Origin of the sequence: Mycobacterium riyadhense, assembly GCF_963853645.1 — a bacterium.
Lineage (GTDB): Bacteria > Actinomycetota > Actinomycetes > Mycobacteriales > Mycobacteriaceae > Mycobacterium > Mycobacterium riyadhense.
Map to the genome: position 1 here is coordinate 6,042,688 of NZ_OY970456.1, position 25,722 is coordinate 6,068,409.

A 25,722-nucleotide genomic window follows, 5' to 3' on the forward strand; every position below is an offset into this window, starting at 1 on the left:
TCGGCGATAGTCTGCGTCCTGTGCCCGAGACGCCGTATCTGACGATCGATCTCGGTCGGGTCCGTGATAACTTCCAGAACCTGCGCGCCTGCCTGCCCGATGCGCGGATCCGCTACGCGGTCAAGGCGAATCCAGCCGAACCGATTCTGCGTCTACTTGCCGCCGAAGGGGCGGCATTCGACGTGGCCTCCGTTGGCGAGATCGACGCGTGTGGCTCCGCCGGTATCGCAGGACGACTGCTGACGTTCGGCAATCCCATCAAAAAGCCGTCGGCGGTGGCTGCGGCGTACGCACGCGGGGTGCAGCGGTTTACGTTCGACACCGACCACGATGCGGGCTCGATTGCCGCGCACGCCCCCGGGGCGGGTGTGGAATGTCGCATCGCGCCGGCGTTTCCGTCGTCGGCGACGCCGTTCGGCCACAAGTTCGGCTGCGATCCCGCCGAGGCCGTCGGACTGCTGAGCCGAGCCCGCCAACTTGGGTTGCGAGCGGAAGGGGTCTGCTTCCACGTCGGCTCCCAACAGCTCGACCCGACGGCATGGGAGCTCGGAATACGGTGCGCTGTGCCAATTTTCGATGCGCTAGCCGACCTCACCACCATCAACGTCGGGGGCGGATTCCCCATCCCGTACGCGGCCGGCGCACCCGAGCTCGAGGCCGTCGCCGACGCGATCATGTCGGCGTTGACGCGTCATTTTGGTGACAACCCACCACAACTAGTGGTGGAACCCGGTCGGGTGATCGTGGGTGCTGCGGGGACGATCCGCTGTGAGGTGGTGTCCATACGGACCGGGACCGACGGGCGGCGCTGGGTGTATCTCGACATGGGTCGCTACAGCGGACTTGCAGAAACCGAGAATGAATACATCCGGTACCGGCTGCGGACCGACCGCGACGGCGAACGGGTCGACGATGCCGTCATCGCGGGGCCGACGTGCGACGGGGATGACGTGCTCTACCAGAGCTATCCGCTGCCCGTCACACTGCGTCCCGGCGATGGTCTGGTGATTGACGACGCCGGCGCTTACACCGCGAGCTACGGTTCGGTGGCATTCAATGGATTCCCGCCGCTGCCAACCTATTTCGAGGGCGGTATCAACAGTGTGCGGACCGAAATCGTCGAGCCGCTGGCGCCGGGGCTCACCCGAAGTTGGCGCGTCTTCGACGTGAGCTGTGACGTGCGTACCCCCTTCCAGGAGCTGGTCATCGGACGCACCGAACAGGGCGTGGCATTGTTCAGCGACGGCGAACGTCAGAGCACCGAGTTCAGCCAGCTCATCTATCACGAGGCGCTGCTGGTACCGGCGCTGCTCTTGGCGGACCAGGTCGAGCGGGTCCTCGTCATCGGCTCCGGCGAGGGGGTGGTGAGCCAGCTGGCGGTAGCCGCCGGGGCAACCCATGTCGATCACGTCGACATCGATCGCCAAGCGGTTCGGCTGTGCGCGCAGCACCTGCCCTACGGCTACACGATGAACGAATTGCGCAGGGCGGAACAAGGACTCGGTCCGGTCAGCGTGCACTATCGCGACGGCTGGGACTTTGTGGACCAAGCCACCATGTCATATGACCTAGTGGTCATCGACCTTCCCGACGAGCGAGCCGACCTCGCACAGCACAACCGCCTCTACGGCGCCTATTTTGTCCAAAGATGTCGCGACATAGCGCGTGTCGTCGTCAGTCAGGCCGGCTGCCCGACGCAGTGGCGCAACAAGTCGCTGCAGTTGTCGTGGCAGCGCTTTCATGAGACCTTCGACACCGTCGTGTATTTCGGCAGCGACGAGCACGAATGGGCGTTCCTATCGGGCCTGTCGGGGGCCGGCTGCGCGGACCCCGTCGCCGTGATGTCGGCTCGACTGCCGACGCTGACCTACCAACCCCGCACCATCGACACCGACTCGCTGATCGCGTCCACGGTCCCACCAAAGTCGCTGCGGGGCTAGCGGATGCAGGTCGCAACAGACGACTGCTGGCTATCGGCCGCCGACAGCTGCCACCGACGTAGGTGTCGCACCGTGTGTGACTAGTGTTACACTTTGGAGTATGCCGACGACGCACCGGCGCTATGCCATCACCGAAACCGATGAGATCAGCGCCGCGCTTGCGGTGGCACGCAGGGTGTGGCCAGACCTTGCCGAGAAGCCCGGTGCGCTGCTGCGTCGGCTGATTCTGACCGGCCGTAACAGTCTGGTTCACGATTTCGCCGCCACAGAGAAGGCCCGTCGCCAAGCGATTGACGCAACCAGCGGTGCGTTGGCTGGAGTGTTCGCGCCCAGCTATCTGGCTGATCTGCGAGAGGATTGGCCAGAGTGATCCTCTTGGATGCCAGCATCTTGATCGGGCACTTCGAACCGGCCGACTCGCACCACGCCCAAGCGACCGCAGTGCTGAATGCTCATCTGATGGACTCGTTCGCAGCAAGCGTGATCACCCTGGCCGAGGTCTATGCCGGCGCTGCTCGGTCCGGGCAAGCGCATCGCCTCAAAGAGCTTCTCGAGCAACTATGCATTGAGGAGTTGGACCTTCCCGCGGGCGCGGCGCTGCGTTTGGGCGAGCTCCGCGCGGCGACCAACCTGAAGATGCCCGACTGTTGTGTTCTCTACACCGCTGAGCACCATGACGCGGCGATCGCCACGTTTGACGACAAGCTGGCTGCCCGCGCCGGCGACATCGGCATCGCGGTGGTCGACGCTGGTGCCCTGTAGTGCGTACCTCGAGTCGCGAATTGCGCTAGGAGTCAATCGCATTCGCGCGTCGACAGCACCAACAGATCTGAGGATGTTGGCCTTCGGTTCAAAGAGCCTGGACCGTCCACGACTGGCCGCCGGCATCGCCTACTCCGCCTTGCCGACGCCGCCCGCCGTATCAGCCACCGCGTGATCTGTGCTCAGTGCACTCTCATACCCAGCCAGCATGTGCACATTGCACAAAAATGGCTGTCGCCCAACAAATCCCGGCTCAGGAGTTGGTAACTAGTGCGCCAAATCCCGTGCGGATTCAGACGGCGTCACACTACGCTCGCTTTGCCTACCGATCACAGGATTGCCAGCAAGACAGTCGAGAGGAAATACCGTGTCATTTGTGGTCACGACGCCCGAGATAGTAGCGGCCGCAGCCGAGAATCTAGCGGGTATCGGCACCACGCTAGCGAAGGCAACCGCGTCCGCGGCGGGACCCACGACCGAGGTCGCAGCCGCTGCCGCTGACGAGGTGTCGATCGCAATCTCACAGTTGTTCGGTACGTACGCCCAGGAGTTTCAAGCCGTCAGCGCCCAAGCCGCGACCTTCCAGGATCAGTTCGTGCGCTTGTTGACCGGTGGCGCGGCCGCATATCTGAACACCGAGATCGCCAACGTTGAGCAGAATCTGGGGAACGCGATGAATACCCCAACCCAGGCGCTGCTGGGGCTGTCCGAGCGGATCGAGACGCTACCGGCGCTGTGGACGCCCGGCGCGGCGGCAACCGTTCCGGGCGGTGCATACCAGCAACTGTTCGCCAACACGGCCGCCAACCTGCAAGCCCTCGAGAGCGCTTGGGCTGCACACCCATTCCCGTTCCTGAGCCAGTTGATCGCCAACCAGCAGGGCTACTGGCAGCAGATAGCGATGGCATTCGCCAGGACCATCCAGAACTTCCCCGCCGACTTAGCGAATTTGCCGGCGGCCATCCAGGCCGGTATCGAGCAACTTTTGGCCTTCCCCGTGGCCTTTTACACCCAGCAGTTCATCGCCACCCAGCTCGGCTTCGCCCAGACGATCGGCACCCACCTCTACGACCTAGGCAGCGAAATCGTGGCCGGGCTGCCCAATTATTCGGCCGGGCTTCAGCTGGCCTTGAGCAATCTCGCGGCGGGCAAGTACAGCGACGCGCTGGCCGAGTTCGCAAAGGCCCACGCAAATCTCCTCGTCACCGGAGTCGACAACAGCGACATCACCTATTCCGTGGTGGGCACGTCGTTCCATATCACGGCCAAGCCCAAACTGCTGGGCCCGCTAGGACACCTATTCACGATCGACGATGTCCCTGGACAAGAGGCGCAGTACCTCACCAACCTGATGCCTCCCGGATCCATCCCCAGGCATATGGCGCAGAATTTCACCAACGTGCTCAATACGCTTGCGGTTCCGAGCATCACGGGGGATGTTGCGCTGAATTTGTCACCGCTCGGCGTGGAATTCAACGCTTTCTTCGGGTTGCCGCTGGTGCTCACCTACGCGGTGGCGGGTCCGCCGGTCGCGACACTGAACGCGCTCGCGACCAGCGCGACATCGATCCAGCAGGCCCTAGCGAGCGGGAACGGCATGGCAGCGATCGGTGCGCTCGGCGATGTCCCTGCCGTCGCGGTCGACGGCTTCCTCAATGGCCACTACATCATGGATCAGCGGATACCGATGCCTCTTCCCCCGCCATTTACCCAGACCATAGCGATCGTTCTGCACTTGCCCTTCGACGGCATTCTCGTTGCGCCCCACCCCGTTACGGCAACGGTAGACCTGCGTCCCATCGGCGCTGACCCCGTTGACCTGACCATCCGCGGCACGCCCTTCTCCGGACTGGTTCCCTTGCTGGTCAACTACATACCCCAACAGCTCGCCAAGGCAATCACACCTACGGGGTAAGCTAGGCATGCCCCGAAACTTCTAGAGAATCGCTACTGCCACCACGATGCCCAGCGCGACTTGCGCGGCGGCAACCATGAGCGACTCGTAGCAGAATTCCTCCGATTCGAACGTCCCGTGCATGTCAATGCCGATCGCCAGCGTCGCAATCCTCATCATGACCACTTGCGCGGCGATGCCCACGAGCCCGAACGTCGCCGACGCCAGCAGCCCCTCCGCCAACTTTCCAGACGACGAGTAGATCGCCAGCACCACAATGAGCGCCATGCTGACCATCCCCGCCGCGGCCACGACGATGGCGTTCGGCTTTCCGGCGTGGACCATCTTGCGCAATCGACCCGGGGTGGTGAGGTCGATGGCGTAGAACCCGACCATCATCAGCGCCAGCCCGACGATCGCGTACAACACGACGGCACTGACCCCGCGACCCAACCAGCTCCAGTAATCCGAATGCAGCGCCACAATAGTTGTCGACGATGTCGTCATCGAGCATCTCCGTTCATTACGCGGTTCATTTCAAGGGAATGCGGTGTGGGACAAAGGCTGCGCCGTCGTCGGTTATCAGCCCGGCGGTCTCCCGGATGCCGAGCCCGGCCGACGAATCGCCGACGATCCACGCGCCCAGCGCGGGTCGCATGTCGTCGAATTGTGGCAACGGGTCCAGCAATTGGTAGACGAAGCCTTCTTCGCCGTAGACACCACCGGTCGCCGTCTCCATGCCGGCGCCCACGACGGTGACGTTCGCCCCCTCCCGGCCGAGCTTGGGCTTGCGAACGTATTCGGTGAGCTCGTGCGGGTCGTCGAGGTAAGCGGGCAGCAGATTCGGGTGCCCCGGATACATCTCCCACAGCACCGCCAGGATCGCCTTGTTCGACAACAACGTCTTCCACAGCGGCTCGATCCACATCGTCTGCGGCAGGCTCGACACCACGTGTCTACCGAACTCGTCGTCGAGCACCCACTCCCACGGGTGCAGTTTGAAGATCGCGTGGATCTGCGACTCCTCCAGATCGACGAACCGTTCCAGCGCGGAGTCCCAGCCGACATCCTCGATCATCAAGCCGACGGTCTGAAAGCCCGCCTCCGCCGCGGTTTCCTGCATATACGTCGTCGTAATCTGGTCCTCGCCAGTGGCTTCCACACCGGACCAGGCAAAGTGCAATTCGTTGCTGGGCAGCAGATCGCCAACGAGCTTCCAGCGGTCGACCAGCTGTTCGTGCAGCGAGTTCCACTGGTCATCGCCTGGAAACGTGTCTTTTAGCCAATACCACTGCAGGATCGCGGCTTCGAGCAGTGTCGTAGGCGTATCGGCGTTGTATTCCAGTAAGACCGCCGGCCGTCGCCCGTCGTAACGTAAGTCGAAGCGGCCGTAGACATGTGGGTCGGAGCGACGCCATGACTCGGCAATGGCTGACCAACTCCATTCCGGCAGACCAAAATCCGCGTACCGTTCCATCAAGACGACCTGCTCGACGGCGTTCAGGCACATCGAATGCAGCAGCTCGACGTCGGCCTCTAGCGCCAGGATCTCGTCCATCTCGAATTCGTAGTAGACCGACTCGTCCCAGTACGGCCGGTCGGCGCCGGTCGCGTCACGTGCCGGCGTCCCATAAACAAGTCCTTGAGATTCGACGATCGACCGCCAGTTCGGCCTGGCCGCTATCCTGGTGCGCTTCACGAACCGCTGCTCCCGCCGCCACCCTTGCCGCCGCTGCCGCCAATGCCGCCGCGCTGAATCGTGGTGCCCGACTTGGTGGTGATCGTTGCGCCCTTGGGCGCCACCGTCGTTCCACCGGCCGGCCGTTGACCGACCGTCCCCGAGCTGCCGTAGTAGTACCGATACTGATGCCCGCCGTAATAGAAGAAGCCGTTGAGGCCCGCGGTGTGACCCGTGCAGTAGCTGTCCGGAACGATCACCGGCTGCCCGCTTGGGTCGTCGCGAACACATTGGGCGGTGACGTGATCCGGCGACAACAGCCAATAGCCCATGCCTGCCACCACACCCACCACGCCGACGGCGGCGGCGGCACCGATCAGCTGGCCCTTCCGGCGGCGCCGCTTGGCCTCCGCGGCGAGCCGTGCCTCCTCGATCTCGCGCTGTTTGTCGGCGAACTTCCGGCGCGCCCGTAACTCGGCGGGCGTCGGGGGCCGCGGCTTCGTCGTTTCCGCATCCTGAAACTGGATGCTGCCGCTGGGTCGCTTCTTGGTGGTCTCGTCGCGCTCCGACGCCGGCTCTTCGGAAGCCGGCCGCTCCGCCGCATCCTCGGGTTGGTTATCCGGCTCGCCGTCCCCGGGCGCGCCGGTTACCGGTGGCTCTTCTTCCGACCCCACTAGCTGTCCTCCGGTCGGCCAAACGCAGACACGCGGGCAGTCTTCCACATTGCCGCCGCGTTGAAGGTCAGGACCACCAGCGCTCCAGGACCCGCGCCACGCCGTCGTCTGCGTTGGAAGCGGTGACCTCGTTAGCGACGGCAAGCGCATCGGGATGTGCGTTACCCATCGCCACGCCAAGGCCGGCCTTTAGCAGCATCGGCACGTCGTTGGGCATATCGCCGAATGCCAGCACGTCCGCATCGGCAATGCCCAGCGGCCGGGCGACCTCTGCGATGCCGGTCGCCTTGTTGATGCCCCGTGGGACGATCTCCACCAAACCGTTGTTGGTGGAGTACGTGAGGTCCCCCTCGCTATCGATGTGTTTGGAAAGTTCGGCGGCCATGTCCGCACTGGCGGCGCCGGCCTTGCGGATCAGCAGTTTGATCGCCGGCGTGCTGAGCAGGTCTTCGATGGACACCTCGGTGTTGTCCGGGTTGAGCCACGCGTGCTCGTAGCCGGGCGAGCTGACGAACTGCGGGGTAACGGTGTCGTGCGCGCGCTCTCCGATCCGCTCAACCGCCAGCCCGGAACCCGGGATGACGCGCGCCGCCAGCTCGGCCAGCGCTGCCAAGGTATCGACGGGCAGGGTGCGCACCGACACCACCCGATCGGTCGCGGGATCGTAAATGACGGCGCCATTGGCGCACACCGCCATCGGCGTGAAGCCGAGTGCCTCGACGACGGGCCGCACCCAGCGCGGCGGACGGCCGGTCGCCAGGATGAAATGGGCACCACCGGCGACGGCGGCGCGCACCGCGTCCCGGGTGCGCGGGGTGAGCGATTCGTTGTCGTCGAACAGGGTGCCGTCGACGTCGCACGCGATAAGCGCCGGGCGGGTCGACTTGAAAGTCGACTCGGCCACCGAGACGGCACCAAGACGGTCCGTTTTTGCAACTGCCGGTTTAGTCAGCGTCGCCCGCCTACGTCGCGCCTGGCCGTCGTCACGCCGTCGTAACCGCGCTTTTGCATGCGCTCGGCCAACTCAGCAATTCGGAATTGCCTGGATTCGTCCGGAGTCGGCGCGCCGCCACCCAGCCGGCGGGGCACCCAGAACTCCCCAACCGGATGCGGATACTCCTCTTGCACCCGGTAGAGCATCTTGTTCATGACTTGCCGCAGCGCGCCATTGAACTGCTCGGCGTCACCCTCCGGCCACATCGGCTCACCAATCGCCACCGCGATCGGAATCTTGTTGCGCCACAAGTTCTTTGGATGATCCTTTGGCCAAATGCGGTGCGCACCCCAGACGATCATAGGAACTATCGGTACGTGCGCTTCCATCGCCATGCGCGCCGCCCCTGTCTTGAATTCCTTCAGTTCGTAACTGCGGCTGATAGTCGCCTCGGGGTGCAAGCCGACGAGTTCGCCTTCCCGCAGCCGCTGCACAGCCACCGCGAAGGCTTCGGCACCCACGGTGCGGTCGACCGGGATCAGCTGGGCATGCTTGATCACGTAGTTGACTGCCTTCACGTCTTGCATCTCGGCCTTGATCATGAATCGCAGCCGGCGTCGCCGTTCTTTCGCGGCGATCGACGCGGGAATCCAGTCCACGTAGCTGGTGTGGTTAAGGGTGACCAAGGCGCCGCCGCTCGACGGAATGTTCTCAAGTCCCTCGTATGTGATCTTGTTCCCGTTCAGCGCGACGATCGATGGAACGAGAACTTCCATCATCCGGAAGAACGGCTCTGCCATTGGTCGTCTTCTCCTTCCGCTCCTACCGCGCCTGGCGCGGTATTCGGCCCGCGGCTTTTGCGACAGCGTCGTCAGCGTCCATTTGTCTGGCCTCGTCCATGGTCGGCGCGCTGCCGCCGAGTCGGCGCGGCACCCAGTACTCGCCGGTCGGATGAGGATAGTACTGCTGGACCCGATCCAGCAGTACGGTCATCGCCTCCCGGAGTACTTGGTCGGTCACGGAGACGTCCCGGGCCGCGTGCAACGGCGGGCCCACCGCCACCGTGATCGGGATCTTGTTGCGGCCCAATCGCCTTGGATGGCCCTTGGTCCAGATCCGCTGTGAACCCCAAACAATGACCGGCACGATCGGCACATCTGCTTCCAGGGCCATTCGGGCGGCGCCCGTCTTGAACTCTTTCAGCTCGAAGCTGCGGCTGATCGTGGCCTCCGGGTAGACCGCGACCACTTCCCCCTCGCGCAACCGCTGCACGGCGACGGCATAGGCGCCGGCACCGGCGTTGCGGTCGACCGGAATGGCCCCGTTTTGCTTGATCAAGAAGTTGACCAGCTTCACCTGCTGCATCTCGGCTTTGATCATGAATCTCAGCCGACGACGGCGCCGGCGCATGGCCAACGCGGCCGGTAGCCAGTCGACATAGCTGGTGTGGTTGATGGCGATCACGGCGCCACCCTGTTCCGGGATGTTTTCGTCCCCGATGTAGGTGATCCGAGTCCCGGTGGTCCGGACCAAGAGTTGGGCGAGGATCTCGCAGACGCGGTAGGTCGGCTCTGCCATCGGTCACTGCTCCGGCGCCCCGGCGGGGTAAGCACGTCGTGCGCGGCGCGCCGCTTTCATTGCGGCGTCCTCAGCATCCATGCGGGCCGCCTCGGCTAACGAGGGAGCGCCGCCGCCCAGCCGGTGCGGCACCCAGAACTCGCCGGCCGGATGCGGTCCGTACTGCTCCTGCGCGCGTTCCAGTAAATGCTGCATCCGCGAGTGCAGCAGGCCGTTGAGTTCTGCCGTGGGCAGCGTCGGTTCGATCGGTTCGCCCACGACCACCGTGATGGGCACCTTCGGGCGAACGATTTTCTTGGGATGGCCCTTGGTCCAGATCCGCTGCGCGCCCCACACAATGTGCGGAATGATCGGCACCCCGGCCTCGACTGCCATCCGGGCGGCCCCCGTCTTGAACTCCTTGATCTCGAAACTGCGGCTAATCGTGGCCTCGGGGTAGACGCCGACCAGCTCACCGGCTTGCAGCATCTCCACCGCGGCGGCGTACGACGCGGCTCCGTCACCCCGGTCCACCGGGATGTGCCGCAGGGCACGCATGATCGGACCGGTGATCTTGTGGTCGAACACCTCTTGCTTTGCCATGAACCGCACCTTGCGCCCGAGGCCCTGCTTGTAGGCCGGCAAACCCGCGAAAGTGAAGTCTAGGTAGCCGGTGTGGTTGATCGCGACCACGCCGCCACCGCTGGTAGGTATGTTTTCCACGCCGGTCACCGTGATCCGTAGACCCTGGATGCGCCACGTCAAACGGGCAAGCTGAATGACCGTCCCATATACCGGTTCCACAGCAGTTCAGCCTAGTGCTCCCGCGAACTAGAAAGGTGACCTTATGTCTTTTCCATCGTCGTCGCCCCCGGTACCCGCGGTGGTGCGCCGACTTGCCGGCTGCCGGCCCGTGCACGCGGTGTGGGCCAACGAGCTGGGCGGCATCACCTTCCGGGTGGATTCCGGTGCCGAATTCATCAAGGTGTCCGGTGCCGGTTCGGTCGACTTCGCCAATGAGGCGCGCCGCCTCCGCTGGGCGGCGCGCTACATTGCGGCGCCGCAGGTTCTGGAGGTCGGCGCCGACGGGGACTGGACGTGGCTGCGCACCCGCGGCCTGCCTGGCCGGTCGGCGGTACACCCGCGTTGGCTGGCGGCACCGGGCGTTGCGGTACGGGCGATCGGTGTGGGGTTGCGCACACTGCACGACAGGTTGCCGGTGATGTCATGTCCGTTTGACTGGTCGGCGACCAGCCGGCTCGCGCTGTTGACACCGGCACAACGAGCCGGGCTGGACGAGGCACCGCCGATTGACCGGTTGGTGGTTTGTCATGGCGACGCGTGCTCACCCAACACGTTGATCGACGACGACGGCCGCTATTGCGGGCACGTCGACTTCGACCAACTCGGCGTCGCCGATCGATGGGCCGACCTCGCGGTGGCGACGTTGTCGCTGCACTGGAACTATCCCGACGATCCCGACCGGAACTGGGAGGCGGAGTTGTTCACCGCTTACGGCGTCGATCCGGATCCGCTGCGGATCGACTACTACCGGCGGCTGTGGCAGGCCGAAGATGACGACTCAAGCTAAGCTCGAACCGGCGCTCTGCGCTCAAAGCGCGTTACACGAAAGGCATTTGTGCAGGTCACAAGCGTCGGCCACGCCGGCTTTCTGATCCAGACCCAGGCAGGCAGCATTTTGTGCGACCCCTGGGTTAATCCGGCGTACTTCGCGTCCTGGTTCCCGTTCCCGGACAACAGCGCACTGGACTGGGACGCCTTGGGTGACTGCGATTACCTGTACGTGTCGCACCTGCATAAGGACCACTTCGACGCGCGACTCCTCGACGCACACGTCAGCAAAGACGCCGTGGTGCTGCTGCCCGACTACCCGGTGCCCGATCTGCGAAATGAGTTGGAGAAGTTAGGGTTTCACCGGTTCTTCGACACCACCGACTCGACCAAGCATCGCGTGCGCGGCCCCAAGGGCGATCTGGACATCATGATCATCGCCCTGCGCGCCCCGGCCGACGGCCCCATCGGCGACTCGGCGCTGGTCGTTTCCGACGGCGTGACCACGGTTTTCAACATGAACGACGCCCGGCCCGTCGATCTGGACGTGCTGGCCGTGGAGTTCGGTCATATCGACGTGCACATGCTGCAGTATTCCGGGGCCATCTGGTACCCCATGGTCTACGACATGCCCGAACGGGCCAAAAGCGCGTTTGGCACCCAGAAGCGGCAGCGCCAGATGGACCGCGCTCGCCAATACATCGCCCAGGTGGGCGCCACCTGGGTGGTGCCGTCTGCCGGGCCGCCGTGTTTTTTGGATGGCGAACTGCGTCACCTCAACGACGACCGCAGCGATCCGGCTAACATCTTCCCCGACCAGATGGTGTTCTTGGAGCAGATGCGTGCCCACGGCCACGACCGGGGTCTGCTGATGATTCCCGGGTCGGTCGCGGATTTCACTGGCACCGAACTGAACTCGCTGAGCCATCTGCTGCCGCTTGACCAAGTCGAGGCCATCTTCACCACCGGCAAGGCTGCGTATATCGCCGACTACGCCGATCGAATGGCGCCCGTGCTGGCCGCGGAGAAGGGCGGCTGGGCTTCGGCGGGCGAGCCACTGCTGGAGCCGCTGCGCGCACTGTTCGAGCCGATCATGCTGCAAAGCAACGAGATCTGTGACGGAATCGGATATCCCGTCGAACTGGTCATGGGGCCCGAATCCGTAGTACTGGACTTTCCGAAACGCGTGGTGCGGGAACGGATTCCCGACGAGAAGGTCCGCTACGGGTTCGCGATCGAACCCCAGCTGGTGCGCACCGTGCTCCGCGATCGGGAGCCGGACTGGGTCAACACCATCTTCTTGTCCACCCGGTTCAAGGCGTGGCGGGTCGGTGGTTACAACGAGTACCTGTACACGTTCTTCAAATGCCTGACCGACGAACGGATTGCCTACGCCGACGGCTGGTTCGCCGAGACCCACGACGACTCGGCGTCGATCGTGCTGGACGGCTGGGAGGTTCAGCGTCGCTGCCCGCACCTCAAAGCCGACCTCTCGAAATTCGGTGTGGTAGAGGGCAACACACTGACCTGCAACTTGCACGGGTGGCAGTGGCGCTTGGACGACGGCCGCTGCCTCACTACTCGGGGTCACGAGCTACGGAGCTCCCGCGCATGATGCAGTTTTACGACGACGGGCTGATCCAACTGGACCGCGCCGCGCTCACCCTGCGGCGGTATCACTTTCCGTCCGGCACTTCGAAGGTGATCGCGCTGAAGGACATTCGTGGTTATCAGGCCCAGTCACTGGGGCTGTTCATGGCTCGGTTCAACATTTGGGGCACTCCGGATTTGCGCCGCTGGCTGCCGCTGGATACGTATCGGCCGCTCAAGTCGACGCTGATCACCTTCGACGTACCCGGCGAGCGCCCGAAACCCGCGTGCACGCCCGCACGCCCGCACGACTTCATGGCATTGCTGGACGATCTACTCAGCCGCCGCGATATCTAGAGCTCTTCCAACGCCGCTCGCCCGGCGTTAAAGCCCGGGATGAACGTGATCCCCGGTCCGCCGTGGCATCCCGCGCTACCCAGGTATAGCCCGTCAATCGGGATCGGCTGGCCGATAAAGCCTTTCGGGCCCGGGCGGTTCTGACCGATCTGGTCTGGATTCAACAGGCCGTGGCAGTAGTCGCCGCCGGGCGCTCCGAACATCACACCCATGTGTTTGGGCGTGAAGGTGGTATGCCGGGTGATGCTGGTCTCGAAGTTCGGCGCCAAGCCGGTGATCTTGTCGATCACGCGTTGTCCCATTTCGACCTTTGCCGCGCCGTAGTCGGGGTTACCTTCGATCGGGAACCAGAGCGCGAACGCCGATGCCGCGTGCTTGCCCGGCGGGGCCAAGTCCGGATCGTGCACCGACGGAATCTGCAAGACGACCGTCGGATCGGCCGGCACAATCCCACGACGGCAATCCTCCCACTGCTGCTGGACCTCCTCGGGTGTGCAGAAGATGCCCAGCGACGCCTGCATGCTCGGATCGTTGAGTGCCTCGTAGGGTGCGGCGAAGACGGGCGGCTCGTCCAAGGCGAAGTGCATCTGTAAGTAGCTGCCGCGGTGGTCAATGCGTGAATAGCGCTGCCGGACTTCCGGCGGCAGCGCCGCGGGGTCGACGAGCTCGTTGAGCGTGACGTCAGGCGCGATCGCGGAGACGACGATTGGGGCGCCTAAGGTGTCGCCCGCCTCGGTGCGCACTCCGGTTACCTTGCCGTCAACGACGAGGATTTCGGTCACCTTGGCACGCAACCGAACTTCGCCGCCGCCGTCCTCTAGCAGCCGCTGCAGATGCGCGGTGAGCGCGCCGATACCACCGCGCAGCTTCTTCATTTGCACGAAGTCGCCCTCGGGCATGCCCAATCCGAAGGCGAGCGCGGCGGCGCTGCCGGGTGTGGCCGGCCCGCGGTAGAGGGTATTGACCGCCAGCACGGTCATCGAGCCGCGCAGCGCGCCGTGTTTCTCGCGGTCGGGAAAGTAGCGATCCAACACGTCGGTGACCGAACCGAACAACATGTCGTCAATGGCGGAGCGTTCGAATTCGTTGGTGGCACAGGCATACATCTCGTCGAAGGTCTTGGGCAACGTGCCGGCCTCGAACCTGCCCAGCGCCCGCGTCGGCGCCTGGCTCCACGCCAGTAGGCCCGCCATTCCGGTGACGGCGTCGGCTCCGTGCACCTCGTTGAGATGGGCGAACATCTTCATCGGGTCGGTGTACTGGACCAGTGGGTCATCACCGATACCACGCAGCGCTACCGCCATCACCTCCAGATCGACGGTCGGCAGGGAATCCAAGCCCAGTTCGTTAATGACCACCGATGACGTCGGGAATTGCACCGATCCGGCGATCTCGAACCGGTACCCGTCGAACAGCTCCACGGTGGAAGCCATCCCGCCGGCGTAGAGCTTGGCGTCCAGGCAGGCGGTCCGTAGTCCGGCCCGTTGCAGCAGCACCGCCGCGGTCAACCCGTTATGTCCTGCGCCAATGACTATCGCGTCGTAATCAGACATGCTCCATGACCTCCCGAAAGGCAGGCTGACACGGGCCCCAAGTTTTGTCAATTATGACGAAACGCGATGGGCGTGGGCCACGCGGCCCAGCTTTCCTAGATGCCGGCCCGCAGCGACTCGAGCGCCAGCCGGCACATCCTCGCCAGCTCACCGAGCGACCGGTCCTCGCCGAGCATCCACAGCTCCATCGCCCCGAAAACCGCGGCCGAGATGCAGCGGGCGGTCACCGCGATACGCACCCGGGCATCCACGCCCTGACTTGCCGCGCAGCTACGGCGTTGCAGCTGCGCGGCGATGGCGTCGGCGAAGTCGGCTTGCACTTCCTGCATGTGGCGGACGATACGGCTCGGGTCGAGCTCGCCACCCCGTAGCGCGGCGATTTTGGTCACGGCCTCAACGTCATAGGGAAAGGCAAAGATTGCCGACTGCACGGAATCGATCATCGATTCGTCGACGGGCCTGGCGTCGAGCGCCGCGCGAAACCAGTGCAGTCCGGTGTAGTCGGCAAACAACAAGTCGTGCTTGGATCGGAAGTGGCGATAGAACGTGCGCAACGATACCCCGGCGTCGGCAGCGATCTGCTCGGCGGACGTCTCCTCAACACCTTGGCCCAGGAACCGCACCAGCGCGGCCTGCCGCAACGCCTCCCGGGTGCGCTCACTGCGTGCCGTCTGCGCTGGCCTGACCATGACAGTAAAGTAGCAGCATCTTTTGTCAACATTGACAAAACATGGCGTCACGATGAGACTGCGGCCATGGTCTCGCTTCTTGTCCACGCAATACTTGGGCTCGCCGTCGTCGGCTGGATCATCGCCTCGAACCCCGGGGTCTATGCCCGGCCGGCCGGCGGTGCCTGGTTCTCACCGCTGGAATGCGTTTACTACGCCGTCGGCATTGCATCGATCGCGCTCGGCTGGTATTTCAATATTCGCTTCGTCCAGGAGTACTCGCATGGGTCGACCAACCCGATCTGGGGGCCAGGCAGCTGGGCCGACTACATCCGGCTGATGTTCACCAACCCGGCCGCCGGTTCCGCGAGCCAGGACTACACGATCGCGAATGTCATTCTGCTGCCGCTGTTTTCCATCGTCGACGGCTACCGGCGTGGTCTCCGCCGCCCCTGGCTGTACTTCGTGTCCAGCCTCTTCACCAGCTTCGCCTTTGCGTTTGCGTTCTACTTCGCCACCATCGAACGGCAGCGCCGACACGAACGATCCCACACGACAGTGCACGCGTAGGCCCAGGCTCTGGCGATCAGAGCTGCAGGTCTGATTGACGGTCCCAGCACGCGTGGCGGGCACCACCAGCACCACGTGGGCACAGGGCACAGCCGCTCAGCGCCGTCACTGTCACCTGCCGCAGCGGCGTCGAGGCGATAGTGCCTGGCTCGTGCCGGCCCGTCAATGAGTGAGTAATTAAGGTATGATTTCTATACATGCTTGAGTTTGAGTTTGATCCCGTCAAGAGCGCGGCAAACTTGGTCAAGCACGGCATCGACTTCATTGCGGCGCAGTCCATTTGGCGGGATACGCACCGCATTGAAGTTCCGGCACGCACAACGGACGAGTCGAGGTGGATGGTGATAGGTCAGCTTGACGGCCGATGTTGGTCGGCAATAGTAACCTACCGCGACGAACACGTGCGGATCATCTCGGTACGTCGCTCACGTGAAGGCGAGGTGGCGCTTTATGAAGGCTAAAGAGTTCGATGAGCGGTTCGATGCCGGCGAGGACATGGCCACCGCTCTGGATACGGCACGGGCGCGGCGCCCCGGCGAGGAACATCGGCGCGTAAACGTCGACTTCCCGGCTTGGATGGTCGTCGAACTCGACCGCGAAGCCACCCGGCTCGGAGTCACCCGTCAGTCACTCATCAAGATCTGGATCGCCGAAAAGCTCGACCGCGGCAACCACACCGCAGCCTGACCGAATATCAACGTAATCGGCGCGGGCGGCGGCCCGGGGTTCAGTCCGGCTGTCGTGATAGCCGGCCACGGCCTTCCTTGCAGCCTGGCATTCGGCCTTCGTTGCCACAGTTGGACGATACCGGTAAACGCTTAAGCAGCAACCGGTTTGGTGGCCCGCCAGCGCTGTCGACCGCGTGCGACGTCGATCTGGATGTCGGTGAATCCCACGGTTCGAAGCCGGCAGGGCAGATCCTCGGGGGCGATCGGGTTGTAGGTGTCGGCGATGTGTATCAGGCGAAACGGCAGTGACGGTACGCCGTCGCTGCCGGCGAAGGTGCCCCCGGGTTGCAGCACTCTGAAGGCCTCGGCGAACAGCTGGTCTTGCAGCTGGCCGCTGGGCACATGGTGCAGCATCGTGAAGCACACCACTGACGTGAAGTGGCCATCGGGCAGCCCGGTGTTGGTGCCGTCACCGTGGATAATGTGTGCTCGTTCACCGTAGCGGCGATTCAAGCGCTCGGCCATCGTGCTGTCGACCTCAACGGCGGTGAGCGACGCGGTCCGGTCCAGCAGCGCCCGCAGCGTCGCACCGTAGCCAGGGCCGATTTCCAATGTCCGAGAACCCAATTCGACGTGCTGCAACGCCCACGGCAGCAGCTGGTCGGCCACCATCGTGGCCCAGCCTGCCGAGCTGCAACGGCGTCGGTGGAGAAGATTCATAGCCATACGCAAAACCTAAGCCACCACCGCCGCGGCAGGCTTCCGATATTCTGCCGTGATATGTCGGAAATCAGCCACCCGAGGCTCGCCACGACGTCGCTGACGTTGACGCCGGGCGCGCGGATCGAACGGCACCGCCACCCGCTGCACCAGATCGTCTACCCCTCCGCCGGTGCGGTCTCGGTAACCACCCCCGCGGGAACCTGGATCACGCCGGCCAACCGCGCGATCTGGATACCGGCGGGCTATTGGCACGAACACAAGTTCCACGGTCACACTCAATTTCACGGTGTGGCACTGGATCCGCAGCGCTACCGGGCAGGGCCGGCGGCGCCGGCCGTCCTTGCGGTCACTCCACTGATGCGCGAACTCATCATCGCGTGCTCGCAGTCGACCGAGACCGACACCGACGAGCACCACCGGATGCTGGCCGTGCTGCACGATCAACTGCAAGCAACGAGCATCCGGGAGCCACTGTGGATTCCCACTCCAGTCGATGGCCGGTTGCGGCGAGCCTGCGCGTTGATCGCCGACAACCTGCGCGAGCCGTTGACGTTGCGGCAGATCAGCGACCAGACCGGCGTCAGCCAGCGCACCCTCAGCAGACTCTTCAGCGCGGAGCTGGGCATGACTTTCCCGCGATGGCGCACCCAACTGCGCCTGCAACATGCGCTCGTGCTGCTCGCCGGCCAGAGCGACGTCACCTCCGTGGCGCTGGAATGCGGTTGGGCTACCCCAAGCGCGTTCATCGACACCTACCGGCGCGCCTTCGGACACACCCCGGGTCGCAGCGCGCTCAACCGGTCGGCTCAAGCACCTCGACGCCAACGAACGGAACCAGCGCCTTCGGGACCCTGACGCTGCCGTCGGGCTGTTGGTGGTTCTCCAGGATCGCAACCAGCCACCGGGTGGTACCCAGCGTTCCGTTGAGCGTGGCCGCGATCTGCGGCTTGCCGCTGGCGTCCCGGTAACGCGTCGCCAGCCGGCGCGCCTGAAAGGTCGTGCAGTTCGACGTCGACGTCAGCTCTCGGTAGGCGCCCTGCGTCGGAACCCAGGCCTCGCAATCGAACTTGCGGGCGGCCGACGAGCCGAGGTCCCCCGCGGCCACGTCGATAACCCGATACGGCACCTCGATGCGCGCCAACATCTCGCGTTGCCAGCCCAGCAACCGTTCGTGTTCGGCCGCGGCCTGGGCGGGCTCGCAATAGACGAAGCCCTCCACCTTGTCGAACTGGTGCACCCGAATGATGCCGCGGGTGTCCTTACCGTAGCTGCCGGCCTCGCGACGAAAACACGAAGACCAGCCCACGTAGCGCAACGGCCCGTCGGACAGGTCCAAGATCTCGTTCCAGTGATAGCCGGCCAACGGCACCTCGGAGGTACCCACCAGGTAGAGGTCGTCGGCCTCGACGCGGTACACCTCGTCGGCATGGGCGCCCAGAAATCCCGTGCCCGCCATCACCTCCGGGCGCACCAACACCGGCGGGATCATCGGGGTGAAGCCGTTGTCGACGGCCGCCCGCAGGGCCAGCTGCAACAGTCCGAGCTGTAGCAGCGCGCCCCGGCCGGTCAGGAAATAGAAGCGCGAGCCCGACACCTTGGCGCCGCGCTGCATGTCGATGAGCCCCAACGATTCGCCAAGCTCGAGGTGGTCTTTGGGGTCCGCCAGCGCAGCGGGTTCGCCGACGATATCGAGGACGCGGTAGTCGTCCTCACCGCCGGCCGGGACGCCGTCGAGAATGACGTTGGAGATCGCCATATGCGCCGCGGTGAACGTCGTCTCGGCGTCGGCCTGGCCCGCTTCGGCGGCTTTGACCTGCTCGGCGAGTTCCTTGGCGCGCCGCAGCAGCGCCGGGCGCTCCGCGGCCGACGCCGCACCCACACTCTTGCTGGCGGCTTTTTGTTCAGCGCGCAGCGAATCGGCGGACGATATCGCGGCCCTTCGGGCGCCGTCGGCCGCCAGCAGCGCGTCCACCAGCGCTGGGTCTTCGCCGCGGCTGAGTTGGGACCGGCGTACGACGTCGGGGTCTTCCCGGAGCAGCTTCAGGTCGATCACGGCCGCAAGACTACTTTTGACGGCGCCGTCATAGCACAGCACCCGCACCGGGTCTCACATCTGCAACTTTTGTAACGCCGCTGGAGGCCGCCTGTCAGAATGGAGCCGATGTTGGATGCGCTCGAGCAGGAAGTTCCCACGGCCGATCCGCCGACCGCCGCCCAAGACGGCGCTGCGGAGCCGCCGGTGGGCAAGCTCCGGTGGCCACGCGCCCTCCAGGCATCAGCCACCAGGCGAGGGCTGTTGCTCACCGCCCTGGGCGGCCTGCTGATCGCGGGGCTGGTCACCGCGATTCCCACCGTCGGCACCGGGGCGGGGCGGCTGGCCGGTTACATCGACAGCAATCCGGTGCCCAGCACCGGCGCCAAGAGCAACGCCGCGTTCAACCGGGCCAGCAGTGGTAGCTGCCTGATGTGGCCGGATGGCACGCTAGAGTCTGCGAGCATTGTCAGCTGCGCCGACGAGCACCGGTTCGAAGTCGCCGAGTCCATCGATATGCGGACGTTCCCCGGGACGGAGTACGGGCCCAACGCCGATCCGCCGTCACCCGCCCGCATTCAGCAGATGAGCCAGGAGCAGTGCGAGCCCGCCGTGCGCCGCTACCTCGGCCCCAAGTTCGATCCCAACAGCAAGTTCACCATCAGCATGTTGTGGTCCGGGGACCGCGCGTGGCGGCAGGCAGGCGAGCGCCGCATGCTATGTGGTCTGCAGTTACCCGGTCCGAACAACCAGCAGATCGCCTTCAAGGGCAAGGTCGCTGACATCGACCAATCCAAGGTCTGGCCCGCCGGGACCTGCTTGGGCATCGATTCGACCACCAACCAGCCTGTCGACGTTCCCGTCGACTGCGCCGCACCGCACGCGATGGAGGTCACCGGCACGGTCAACCTGGGCGAAAAGTTCCCCGATGCCCTGCCGGCCGAACCCGAACAGGACGGTTTCATCAAGGACGCGTGCACCCGCATGACCGACGCTTACCTCGTGCCCACCAAATTGCGCACCACCACGCTGACGCTGATTTACCCCACGGTGTCGCTGCCCAGCTGGTCGGCGGGTAGCCGTGAGGTTGCCTGCAGCATCGGAGCAACGTTGGGCAACGGCGGCTGGGCCACGCTGGTGGGCAGCGCCAAGGGTGCGCTGCTGATCAATGGTCAGCCGCCGGTACCGCCGCCCGACATTCCCGAGGAGCGGCTCACCTTGCCGCCGATTCCGCTACAACTGCCGACCTCTGTGCCCGTCCCGGCACAGCAGGTTCCGACCACACCGCCAGGCAATCAGCATCTGCCCAACCAGCAGCCGGTGGTAACGCCCTCGCGGGCCCCGGCGTCGCCGGCTACCCAAGCGCCGCCGCCGGCCACCCAGGCACCGCCGGAGAACCAGCCACCCGCAGGGGACGGCGGACCGCCACCGCCGGCCCCGCCGCCCGAAGCCCCGGCACCCGCACCCGCCGAGCCAGCGCCTGCGGGCTAACCCGATGGCCGTGCGGATGGACCCGCGGCGGTTCGATGAGCTTGTCGCTGACGCCCTCGACCTGATTCCGCCCAAGCTGGCAGCCGCCATGGACAACGTCGTCGTGCTCGTCGCCGACCGGCACCCCCAGGACAAGGATTTGCTTGGGCTGTATGAAGGGGTGGCGTTGACCGAGCGCGACTCCGACTATGCCGGGTCGTTGCCGGATGCCATCACGATCTTTCGGGATGCCTTGCTGGACGTCTGCGATTCCGACGACGAGGTCGTCGATCAGGTGGCGATCACGGTGGTCCATGAAATCGCCCATCACTTCGGCATCGACGACGACAGGCTGGACGAGCTGGGCTGGGCCTGATCATCTCGTGGCTCGCGCTGGGCGCGGCATCCCGGATTTTGTCAGCCGCTGATGCTATGAACGGCCTATGAGCATAGGCTGCCGCGACTGCCGGGCAGGCCTGGATCACTGCCACGGCACCATCATTCGCCACTCCGTTGGTAGGCCGGAATGCACCGAAGCGGAGTGCACCAGCCCCGAGTTAGTGGCGCACAGTTTCGTCATCGACTGCGACGTCGTTGGCTGCAGATGCGCTGACATCGTCCCAATGGTCGACGGATCAGCCCATCGGATCGGTGCTTGACGCGACGGTGTCCGTTACCGGACTAACGTCGGGTTCGGGATAAAAGGGCGGCGTCTGGGTTCCCCAACGTAGACAACTCCAGCGCCCATCGGTGATCGGGGTGAGCACCACCGCCTCGGCGTTGTTCAGGTGGTTGTCGAGGACAAAGGTGCCATCCACTCCGGCCAGCACCGCGGACGCAAGCCGGATCGCGGCGCCATGGCTGACGACCACAATGTCGCCGGTCCAGCGATCGTCGTCGAGGTATCGCATCCGTAGATCGGTAAGTACTGGCACATAGCGATCCAAAACGTCGTTGGCGGTCTCACCGCCAGGCAGTGGCACGTTCAGCTCGCCGCGATGCCATCGCTCGTAGATGGCGTTGAATTCGGCGACCGCCTCGTCGTCGTTGCGGTTCTCCAGCTCGCCCACCTGCACCTCATGAATGCCGGCAACCTCGTAAGCCGGCAAAGCGAGTTCCGCGGAAATGACCGCGGCCGTTTCCGACGCCCGCAGCGCCACCGAATGCGCCAGCAGGGCCGGCCGGCTGCCACCGCCGTGCGCGAAAGCCCGGGCCTGATCGCGGCCCAACGGCGTCAATGAGGTTCCCGGCGGCAGCGTGTCCAGCCGTCTCTCGACGTTGCCGTAGGACTGGCCGTGCCGCACCAGCACCAAACGACCGCTCATGTCCCTGACTCCTGCGCTTGCTCGGGTTTGCCTGCTCGCAGCCGCTCCAGCCAGCTGACTGCCTCGTCGGGTGGCGGCGGCACCGACGCCCTTGGGCCGTCAGCCAGCCCGGCTGGCCAGGAGCCCAGATATCGCACATCGACACAACGACGATGCAGCGCCTTGAGCGCTTCGGCGACGGCGTGATCATCGATGTGGCCGAGGCAGTCCACGAAGAACATGTACGTGCCCAATTCAGTACGGGTAGGCCGGGATTCGATGCGGGTGAGGTCGATGCCGCGCATACCGAATTCAGTGAGCGCTTGCAACAACGCGCCTGGCACGTTGTCGATCCGCAATATCGCCGACGTGCGGTCTACTCCGGTGCGCGCCGGAGGTGGCGCCGGTGGGCCGATCAGGACGAAGCGCGTGCGTGCATTGGCCTCGTCGACAACACCGTCGGCCAACGTGGCCAGCTTCCAATGTGCGGCGGCCAGCGGTGACGTCACCGCGGCGTCGACCTGGCGGTCGGCCACCTGACGGGCGGCGTCAGCGTTGGAATAGGCCGGCTGTAGTTCGGCGCCGGGCAAATGGTCCGTCAGCCACTGCCGCACCTGCGCCGCCGCCACTGGAAACGCCGCCAGCGTATGTACATCGGCGGCGCTGCGGCCCGGCCGGACAACAATGTTGAACGACACGTCCAATGTCGTCTCGGCGAAGACCTGCAGGGGCGCACCCATGGCCAGACTGTCCAAAGTGGGCGCCAGCGACCCGTCGATCGAATTCTCGATCGGCACACACGCATAGTCCGCGACCCCGTCACGCACAGCATCGAGCGCGGCGGGCGTGCTCTCGACCGGTAGACGCTCAAGTGTGTACGGATCATGGTCGGGGACGAGTCCCGCGGCCGTCATATCGAGCAGCGCTGCCTCTGTGAAGGTTCCTTCCGGACCGAGGTAAGCGATGCGGGCCACGCCCTCAACCCTAACGGCGCGACACCGACGGGCGACCCTTGCGACGCCCCGCCATCTAAGTTAACTTAGGCTTACCTAATCTCAGGAGCGGAGGAGGTACCTGTGCTACCGGTCACCATGCCTACCATGCCCACGCCGACGACTGCCGAACGGATCCGCAGCGCCTGCGTAAGGGCCGGCGGCGCCCTCCTGGCGGTCGAGGGCGAAGATCCGGTGGCCACACCGATACACCACTTGCTTTACGACGGATCCTTCGCCGTGGCGGTCCCGGTCGCCCGCGGCACCGGCGCGGTTTGCGGATCTCAGGCATTGCTGGAGCTGACCGACTACGCGCCGCTGCCGGTGCGTGAACCGGTCCGTTCCCTGGTTTGGGTCCGTGGCCGACTCCACCGAGTGCCACCTGGGGCCGTGACGAAGCTGCTCGACCTGATCGCGACCGAGAATCCGACTCCGGCGCTGCTGCAAGTCGAGACACCGGAATCCGGACCGTCCGACGGGGACGATGCCCGGTACACGCTGCTGCGGCTTGAGATCGCATCCGTGGTGGTCACCGACGCTACCGGCGCCGAACCCGTCAGCGTCCACGAGCTGCTGGCCGCTCGGCCCGACCCGTTTTGCGAGATCGAATCGACGCTGCTATGGCACCTGGCAACCGCGCATGACGACGTAGTAGCGCGACTGGTATCGAGGCTGCCGGCACCGCTGCGACGCGGACAGGTACGCCCCCTTGGGCTAGACCGATACGGCGTGCGGTTTCGGGTCGAAGGCAACGAGGGCGACCGCGACATCCGGCTGCCATTCCACAAGCCGGTCGATGACATGAATGGACTCAGCCAGGCCATCCGGGTACTGATGGGTTGCCCGTTCGTCAATGGACTGCGTGCCCGGCAGTAACTGACGGCCCGCCATCTCGGCTGGCTGCACCAAGACGGGTCGGACACGTACGTTGTCCAGGTGAACGGCGATCGACCCGAACCCTCACAGGTAATTCGCCGCGCAACCGCTGGTGTGTCGCACATACCGCCGCTTCGACCCGCCGCGCCCCCGCCGCCGCGTCGACCGGCCGTGCCCCCACCACGCCCGGTCGCGCCGAAGACACGCCGTAAGCCCCGCCGGGGCCAGGTGATCGCGCTGGGTCTGCTGATCGTTGTGCTGTTGGCCACCGCCGGCATCCTCGGCGAAGCGCTCTGGCTCGACACCGCGCTACAACGCCGGCCGATACTCACCGACTACCCCGATCGACCCGGCTCGGGCCGCGGCATGAACTGGCTGCTGGTCGGTTCGGACAGTCGCCAGGGGCTCAGCGTTGAGCAACAGCAGGAGCTGGCCACCGGCGGCGACGTCGGCACCGGGCGCACCGACACGATCCTGCTGGTGCACCTGCCCAGTTTCGGATCCAGCACCCCAGCGACGGTGGTGTCGATACCACGCGATTCGTACGTACCGATCCCCGGCCACGGCCGAGACAAGATCAACGCCGCGTTCGCGATGGGCGGTGCGCCATTGCTGGCACAGACCGTCGAGCAGGCCACCGGCCTGCGTTTGGACCATTACGCCGAGGTCGGTTTCAGTGGATTCGCCGGGTTTGTCGACGCGCTTGGCGGGGTCACCGCCTGCCCGGCCAACCCGATCAGCGATCCGCTGGCCGGCATTGATCTGCCGACCGGCTGCCAGCAGCTGGACGGCCGGGGCCGCACTGGGTTTCGTCAGGACTCGAGCCACACCGCGGGCCGACCTGGACCGGATGATCAATCAGCGGCAGGTCATGTCGGCGCTGCTGCGGCGCGCCACTAGCCCGGGGGTGTGGCTCAATCCGTGGCGCTGGTATGAGGTTCCGCGAGCGGCGGCCGGCGCCTTAACCGTTGATCAGGGCGATCATGTGTGGGATCTGGCCCGCCTCGGCTGGGCCCTGCACGGACGTACCGTCCCGATGACGGTTCCGATCGGTGAGTTCACCGACGGCGACGGCGGGGCGGTGGTGCTCTGGAACCACGACGCCGCCGGCGAGTTGTTCGACGCGCTGAACTCCGACGCATCGGTACCAGCGGCCGCGCTGGATGGCCAGCCATAAACTCCGATAATTGAGCGCTTGCGAACGGTTCAGCATTACAACATAGCCTTACTTTACTAAGGCAATCCTGCCCTGAGCAATAAAGCTATTTTCGTTGTGTAGGTACTTAGGAAATCCTTTCCTGACTAAGTAATACCTTCGTTGCTGATACACTTCTACCTGCGCTAACCTGATTTTCATGACTGAATACGACGGCCCTAAGACAAAATTTCACGCCTTAATGCAGGAACAGATTTTCAACGAATTCACCGCCGCCCAACAATATGTTGCAATCGCGGTTTATTTCGACAGCGAGGACTTGCCACGGTTGGCCAAGCACTTTTACAGCCAGGCGGTGGAGGAACGAAATCACGCGATGATGCTGGTGCAGCATCTCCTCGACCGCGACCTTCGCGTCGAGATCCCCCGAGTGGACGCGGTGCACAACCAGTTCGACAGACCACGCGAGGCGCTCGCGCTGGCCCTGGATCAGGAACGCGCAGTCACCGACCAGGTCAGCCGCCTGACGGCCGTGGCTCGCGACGAGGGCGACTTCCTTGGCGAGCAGTTCATGCAGTGGTTCCTGCAGGAGCAGGTCGAAGAGGTGGCGCTGATGTCCACCCTGGTGCGGGTGGCGGATCGGGCAGGGGCCAACCTGTTCGAACTCGAAAATTTCGTTGCGCGCGAGGTGGATAAGGCGCCGGCCGGATCGGGCGCCCCGCCCGCTGCCGGTGGCCGCCTCTGAGCTCCCC

28 protein-coding genes and 2 pseudogenes are annotated in these 25,722 nt (G+C 64.8%); 17 read left to right on the plus strand and 13 right to left on the minus strand.

All coding sequences use genetic code 11. The features are described 5' to 3' along the window. The first annotated feature begins 20 nt into the window (after positions 1 to 20). The 4 genes from AADZ78_RS26620 (at position 21) to AADZ78_RS26635 (ending at position 4,617) form a co-directional block, all read left to right on the plus strand. A complete protein-coding gene (locus AADZ78_RS26620) occupies positions 21 to 1,940 on the plus strand; it encodes an alanine racemase (RefSeq protein ID WP_085252455.1) in 1,920 nt (639 codons plus the stop codon). A gap of 100 nt (positions 1,941 to 2,040) precedes the next feature. Then, the gene (locus AADZ78_RS26625) at positions 2,041 to 2,310 is read left to right on the plus strand and encodes a hypothetical protein (RefSeq protein ID WP_085252456.1); all 270 of its coding nucleotides are present in this window, start codon (positions 2,041 to 2,043) and stop codon (positions 2,308 to 2,310) included. Beyond that, positions 2,307 to 2,702 carry a type II toxin-antitoxin system VapC family toxin gene (locus tag AADZ78_RS26630; protein WP_085252457.1) on the plus strand — a complete coding sequence of 132 codons (396 nt, stop codon included), beginning with the start codon at positions 2,307 to 2,309 and terminating at the stop codon, positions 2,700 to 2,702. The genes AADZ78_RS26625 and AADZ78_RS26630 overlap by 4 nt, the downstream gene beginning before the upstream one ends. Before the next feature lie 367 nt (positions 2,703 to 3,069). Further along, the gene (locus AADZ78_RS26635; RefSeq protein ID WP_085252458.1) at positions 3,070 to 4,617 is read left to right on the plus strand and encodes a PE family protein; all 1,548 of its coding nucleotides are present in this window, start codon (positions 3,070 to 3,072) and stop codon (positions 4,615 to 4,617) included. A 21-nt stretch (positions 4,618 to 4,638) separates the two neighbouring features. Here AADZ78_RS26635 and AADZ78_RS26640 read toward each other — a convergent pair whose 3' ends face one another. The 7 genes from AADZ78_RS26640 to AADZ78_RS26670 all read right to left on the minus strand — a co-directional run bounded on the left by AADZ78_RS26640 (position 4,639) and on the right by AADZ78_RS26670 (position 10,243). Further along, positions 4,639 to 5,103: a DUF350 domain-containing protein gene (locus AADZ78_RS26640; RefSeq protein ID WP_085252459.1), complete on the minus strand. Its 465-nt coding sequence runs from the start codon at positions 5,101 to 5,103 to the stop codon at positions 4,639 to 4,641. Positions 5,104 to 5,128: 25 nt separating this feature from the next. Beyond that, positions 5,129 to 6,295, minus strand: a complete 1,167-nt coding sequence (locus tag AADZ78_RS26645; RefSeq protein ID WP_085252460.1) for a glutathionylspermidine synthase family protein — start codon at positions 6,293 to 6,295, stop codon at positions 5,129 to 5,131. Next, positions 6,292 to 6,948, minus strand: a complete 657-nt coding sequence (locus tag AADZ78_RS26650; protein WP_239656666.1) for a hypothetical protein — start codon at positions 6,946 to 6,948, stop codon at positions 6,292 to 6,294. Before AADZ78_RS26650 ends, AADZ78_RS26645 begins: the two co-directional genes overlap by 4 nt. 67 nt (positions 6,949 to 7,015) lie before the next feature. Beyond that, on the minus strand, positions 7,016 to 7,852 hold the full coding sequence (locus AADZ78_RS26655; protein WP_085252461.1) for a Cof-type HAD-IIB family hydrolase: 837 nt from the start codon (positions 7,850 to 7,852) through the stop codon (positions 7,016 to 7,018). Between the two features lie 44 nt (positions 7,853 to 7,896). Then, entirely contained in the window at positions 7,897 to 8,682 is a 786-nt protein-coding gene (locus AADZ78_RS26660) for a lysophospholipid acyltransferase family protein (protein WP_085252462.1), read from the minus strand. 22 nt (positions 8,683 to 8,704) lie between these two features. Next, positions 8,705 to 9,460 (minus strand): lysophospholipid acyltransferase family protein, encoded by a 756-nt coding sequence (locus AADZ78_RS26665; protein WP_085252463.1) that lies wholly within the window; start codon positions 9,458 to 9,460, stop codon positions 8,705 to 8,707. Between the two features lie 3 nt (positions 9,461 to 9,463). Continuing rightward, positions 9,464 to 10,243, minus strand: a complete 780-nt coding sequence (locus tag AADZ78_RS26670) for a lysophospholipid acyltransferase family protein (RefSeq protein WP_085252464.1) — start codon at positions 10,241 to 10,243, stop codon at positions 9,464 to 9,466. A 43-nt stretch (positions 10,244 to 10,286) separates the two neighbouring features. Between AADZ78_RS26670 and AADZ78_RS26675 the strand changes: the two genes are divergently transcribed. The 3 genes from AADZ78_RS26675 to AADZ78_RS26685 are packed head-to-tail and all read left to right on the plus strand — an operon-like array spanning position 10,287 to position 12,958. Further along, positions 10,287 to 11,030, plus strand: a complete 744-nt coding sequence (locus AADZ78_RS26675) for a phosphotransferase (RefSeq protein ID WP_085252465.1) — start codon at positions 10,287 to 10,289, stop codon at positions 11,028 to 11,030. Positions 11,031 to 11,078: 48 nt separating this feature from the next. Then, the gene (locus tag AADZ78_RS26680; protein ID WP_085252466.1) at positions 11,079 to 12,626 is read left to right on the plus strand and encodes an MBL fold metallo-hydrolase; all 1,548 of its coding nucleotides are present in this window, start codon (positions 11,079 to 11,081) and stop codon (positions 12,624 to 12,626) included. Next, on the plus strand, positions 12,623 to 12,958 hold the full coding sequence (locus tag AADZ78_RS26685; RefSeq protein WP_085252467.1) for a hypothetical protein: 336 nt from the start codon (positions 12,623 to 12,625) through the stop codon (positions 12,956 to 12,958). The genes AADZ78_RS26680 and AADZ78_RS26685 overlap by 4 nt, the downstream gene beginning before the upstream one ends. On the opposite strand, the gene AADZ78_RS26690 is transcribed toward AADZ78_RS26685, so the two are convergent. Together AADZ78_RS26690 and AADZ78_RS26695 are read right to left on the minus strand one after the other, a co-directional pair. Beyond that, positions 12,955 to 14,511 (minus strand): phytoene desaturase family protein, encoded by a 1,557-nt coding sequence (locus AADZ78_RS26690; protein ID WP_085252468.1) that lies wholly within the window; start codon positions 14,509 to 14,511, stop codon positions 12,955 to 12,957. The two genes, AADZ78_RS26685 and AADZ78_RS26690, sit on opposite strands and share 4 nt — an antisense overlap. Positions 14,512 to 14,606: 95 nt before the next feature. Continuing rightward, a complete protein-coding gene (locus AADZ78_RS26695; RefSeq protein WP_085252469.1) occupies positions 14,607 to 15,200 on the minus strand; it encodes a TetR/AcrR family transcriptional regulator in 594 nt (197 codons plus the stop codon). A 66-nt stretch (positions 15,201 to 15,266) separates the two neighbouring features. Here AADZ78_RS26695 and AADZ78_RS26700 point away from each other — a divergent pair, with 66 nt between their 5' ends. The 3 genes from AADZ78_RS26700 (at position 15,267) to brnA (ending at position 16,436) form a co-directional block, all read left to right on the plus strand. Beyond that, positions 15,267 to 15,749, plus strand: coding sequence for a DUF2834 domain-containing protein (locus AADZ78_RS26700; RefSeq protein ID WP_085252470.1), 483 nt, complete (start codon positions 15,267 to 15,269; stop codon positions 15,747 to 15,749). 197 nt (positions 15,750 to 15,946) lie between these two features. Continuing rightward, positions 15,947 to 16,210 (plus strand): BrnT family toxin, encoded by a 264-nt coding sequence (locus tag AADZ78_RS26705; RefSeq protein ID WP_085252471.1) that lies wholly within the window; start codon positions 15,947 to 15,949, stop codon positions 16,208 to 16,210. After that, positions 16,200 to 16,436 (plus strand): type II toxin-antitoxin system BrnA family antitoxin, encoded by a 237-nt coding sequence (gene brnA, locus AADZ78_RS26710; RefSeq protein ID WP_085252472.1) that lies wholly within the window; start codon positions 16,200 to 16,202, stop codon positions 16,434 to 16,436. Before AADZ78_RS26705 ends, brnA begins: the two co-directional genes overlap by 11 nt. A gap of 131 nt (positions 16,437 to 16,567) precedes the next feature. Here brnA and AADZ78_RS26715 read toward each other — a convergent pair whose 3' ends face one another. Next, positions 16,568 to 17,143, minus strand: a complete 576-nt coding sequence (locus tag AADZ78_RS26715; RefSeq protein ID WP_085252473.1) for a class I SAM-dependent methyltransferase — start codon at positions 17,141 to 17,143, stop codon at positions 16,568 to 16,570. A gap of 54 nt (positions 17,144 to 17,197) precedes the next feature. Here AADZ78_RS26715 and AADZ78_RS26720 point away from each other — a divergent pair, with 54 nt between their 5' ends. Further along, positions 17,198 to 17,995: an AraC family transcriptional regulator gene (locus AADZ78_RS26720; RefSeq protein ID WP_085252474.1), complete on the plus strand. Its 798-nt coding sequence runs from the start codon at positions 17,198 to 17,200 to the stop codon at positions 17,993 to 17,995. On the opposite strand, the gene serS is transcribed toward AADZ78_RS26720, so the two are convergent. Next, positions 17,934 to 19,193: a serine--tRNA ligase gene (serS, locus tag AADZ78_RS26725; protein WP_085252524.1), complete on the minus strand. Its 1,260-nt coding sequence runs from the start codon at positions 19,191 to 19,193 to the stop codon at positions 17,934 to 17,936. The genes AADZ78_RS26720 and serS overlap by 62 nt on opposite strands. Positions 19,194 to 19,301: 108 nt before the next feature. On the opposite strand from serS, the gene AADZ78_RS26730 reads away from it, so the two are divergent. The 3 genes and pseudogenes from AADZ78_RS26730 (at position 19,302) to AADZ78_RS26740 (ending at position 21,301) form a co-directional block, all read left to right on the plus strand. After that, positions 19,302 to 20,663, plus strand: coding sequence for a septum formation family protein (locus tag AADZ78_RS26730; protein ID WP_139828957.1), 1,362 nt, complete (start codon positions 19,302 to 19,304; stop codon positions 20,661 to 20,663). Between the two features lie 4 nt (positions 20,664 to 20,667). After that, positions 20,668 to 21,089 (plus strand): annotated as a pseudogene (locus AADZ78_RS26735) (metallopeptidase family protein). Further along, entirely contained in the window at positions 21,086 to 21,301 is a 216-nt protein-coding gene (locus AADZ78_RS26740; protein ID WP_085252477.1) for a hypothetical protein, read from the plus strand. Before AADZ78_RS26735 ends, AADZ78_RS26740 begins: the two are co-directional and overlap by 4 nt. On the opposite strand, the gene AADZ78_RS26745 is transcribed toward AADZ78_RS26740, so the two are convergent. Further along, on the minus strand, positions 21,278 to 21,967 hold the full coding sequence (locus AADZ78_RS26745; protein WP_085252478.1) for a histidine phosphatase family protein: 690 nt from the start codon (positions 21,965 to 21,967) through the stop codon (positions 21,278 to 21,280). The genes AADZ78_RS26740 and AADZ78_RS26745 overlap by 24 nt on opposite strands. Continuing rightward, positions 21,964 to 22,920: a prephenate dehydratase gene (pheA, locus tag AADZ78_RS26750; protein WP_085252479.1), complete on the minus strand. Its 957-nt coding sequence runs from the start codon at positions 22,918 to 22,920 to the stop codon at positions 21,964 to 21,966. Before pheA ends, AADZ78_RS26745 begins: the two co-directional genes overlap by 4 nt. A gap of 117 nt (positions 22,921 to 23,037) precedes the next feature. Between pheA and AADZ78_RS26755 the strand changes: the two genes are divergently transcribed. The 3 genes and pseudogenes from AADZ78_RS26755 to AADZ78_RS26765 all read left to right on the plus strand — a co-directional run bounded on the left by AADZ78_RS26755 (position 23,038) and on the right by AADZ78_RS26765 (position 25,715). Continuing rightward, positions 23,038 to 23,814 (plus strand): DUF2470 domain-containing protein, encoded by a 777-nt coding sequence (locus AADZ78_RS26755; RefSeq protein WP_085252525.1) that lies wholly within the window; start codon positions 23,038 to 23,040, stop codon positions 23,812 to 23,814. Positions 23,815 to 24,045: 231 nt separating this feature from the next. Then, a pseudogene (locus AADZ78_RS26760) lies at positions 24,046 to 24,991 on the plus strand (LCP family protein). A gap of 178 nt (positions 24,992 to 25,169) precedes the next feature. After that, positions 25,170 to 25,715 carry a ferritin gene (locus AADZ78_RS26765; RefSeq protein WP_085252480.1) on the plus strand — a complete coding sequence of 182 codons (546 nt, stop codon included), beginning with the start codon at positions 25,170 to 25,172 and terminating at the stop codon, positions 25,713 to 25,715. The last annotated feature ends 7 nt before the right edge of the window (positions 25,716 to 25,722 follow it).

Excerpts from the sequence above, each read along its gene's own strand:
- AADZ78_RS26625 (WP_085252456.1), top strand. The coding sequence starts at position 2,041 with ATGCCGACGACGCACCGGCGCTATGCCATCACCGAAACCGATGAGATC.
- AADZ78_RS26640 (WP_085252459.1), bottom strand. The coding sequence starts at position 5,103 with ATGACGACATCGTCGACAACTATTGTGGCGCTGCATTCGGATTACTGG.
- AADZ78_RS26660 (WP_085252462.1), bottom strand. The coding sequence starts at position 8,682 with ATGGCAGAGCCGTTCTTCCGGATGATGGAAGTTCTCGTTCCATCGATC.
- AADZ78_RS26665 (WP_085252463.1), bottom strand. The coding sequence starts at position 9,460 with ATGGCAGAGCCGACCTACCGCGTCTGCGAGATCCTCGCCCAACTCTTG.
- AADZ78_RS26675 (WP_085252465.1), top strand. The coding sequence starts at position 10,287 with ATGTCTTTTCCATCGTCGTCGCCCCCGGTACCCGCGGTGGTGCGCCGA.
- AADZ78_RS26685 (WP_085252467.1), top strand. The coding sequence starts at position 12,623 with ATGATGCAGTTTTACGACGACGGGCTGATCCAACTGGACCGCGCCGCG.
- AADZ78_RS26690 (WP_085252468.1), bottom strand. The coding sequence starts at position 14,511 with ATGTCTGATTACGACGCGATAGTCATTGGCGCAGGACATAACGGGTTG.
- AADZ78_RS26695 (WP_085252469.1), bottom strand. The coding sequence starts at position 15,200 with ATGGTCAGGCCAGCGCAGACGGCACGCAGTGAGCGCACCCGGGAGGCG.
- AADZ78_RS26700 (WP_085252470.1), top strand. The coding sequence starts at position 15,267 with ATGGTCTCGCTTCTTGTCCACGCAATACTTGGGCTCGCCGTCGTCGGC.
- AADZ78_RS26705 (WP_085252471.1), top strand. The coding sequence starts at position 15,947 with ATGCTTGAGTTTGAGTTTGATCCCGTCAAGAGCGCGGCAAACTTGGTC.
- brnA (WP_085252472.1), top strand. The coding sequence starts at position 16,200 with ATGAAGGCTAAAGAGTTCGATGAGCGGTTCGATGCCGGCGAGGACATG.
- AADZ78_RS26715 (WP_085252473.1), bottom strand. The coding sequence starts at position 17,143 with ATGGCTATGAATCTTCTCCACCGACGCCGTTGCAGCTCGGCAGGCTGG.
- AADZ78_RS26720 (WP_085252474.1), top strand. The coding sequence starts at position 17,198 with ATGTCGGAAATCAGCCACCCGAGGCTCGCCACGACGTCGCTGACGTTG.
- AADZ78_RS26730 (WP_139828957.1), top strand. The coding sequence starts at position 19,302 with ATGTTGGATGCGCTCGAGCAGGAAGTTCCCACGGCCGATCCGCCGACC.
- AADZ78_RS26740 (WP_085252477.1), top strand. The coding sequence starts at position 21,086 with ATGAGCATAGGCTGCCGCGACTGCCGGGCAGGCCTGGATCACTGCCAC.
- AADZ78_RS26745 (WP_085252478.1), bottom strand. The coding sequence starts at position 21,967 with ATGAGCGGTCGTTTGGTGCTGGTGCGGCACGGCCAGTCCTACGGCAAC.
- AADZ78_RS26755 (WP_085252525.1), top strand. The coding sequence starts at position 23,038 with ATGCCTACCATGCCCACGCCGACGACTGCCGAACGGATCCGCAGCGCC.
- AADZ78_RS26765 (WP_085252480.1), top strand. The coding sequence starts at position 25,170 with ATGACTGAATACGACGGCCCTAAGACAAAATTTCACGCCTTAATGCAG.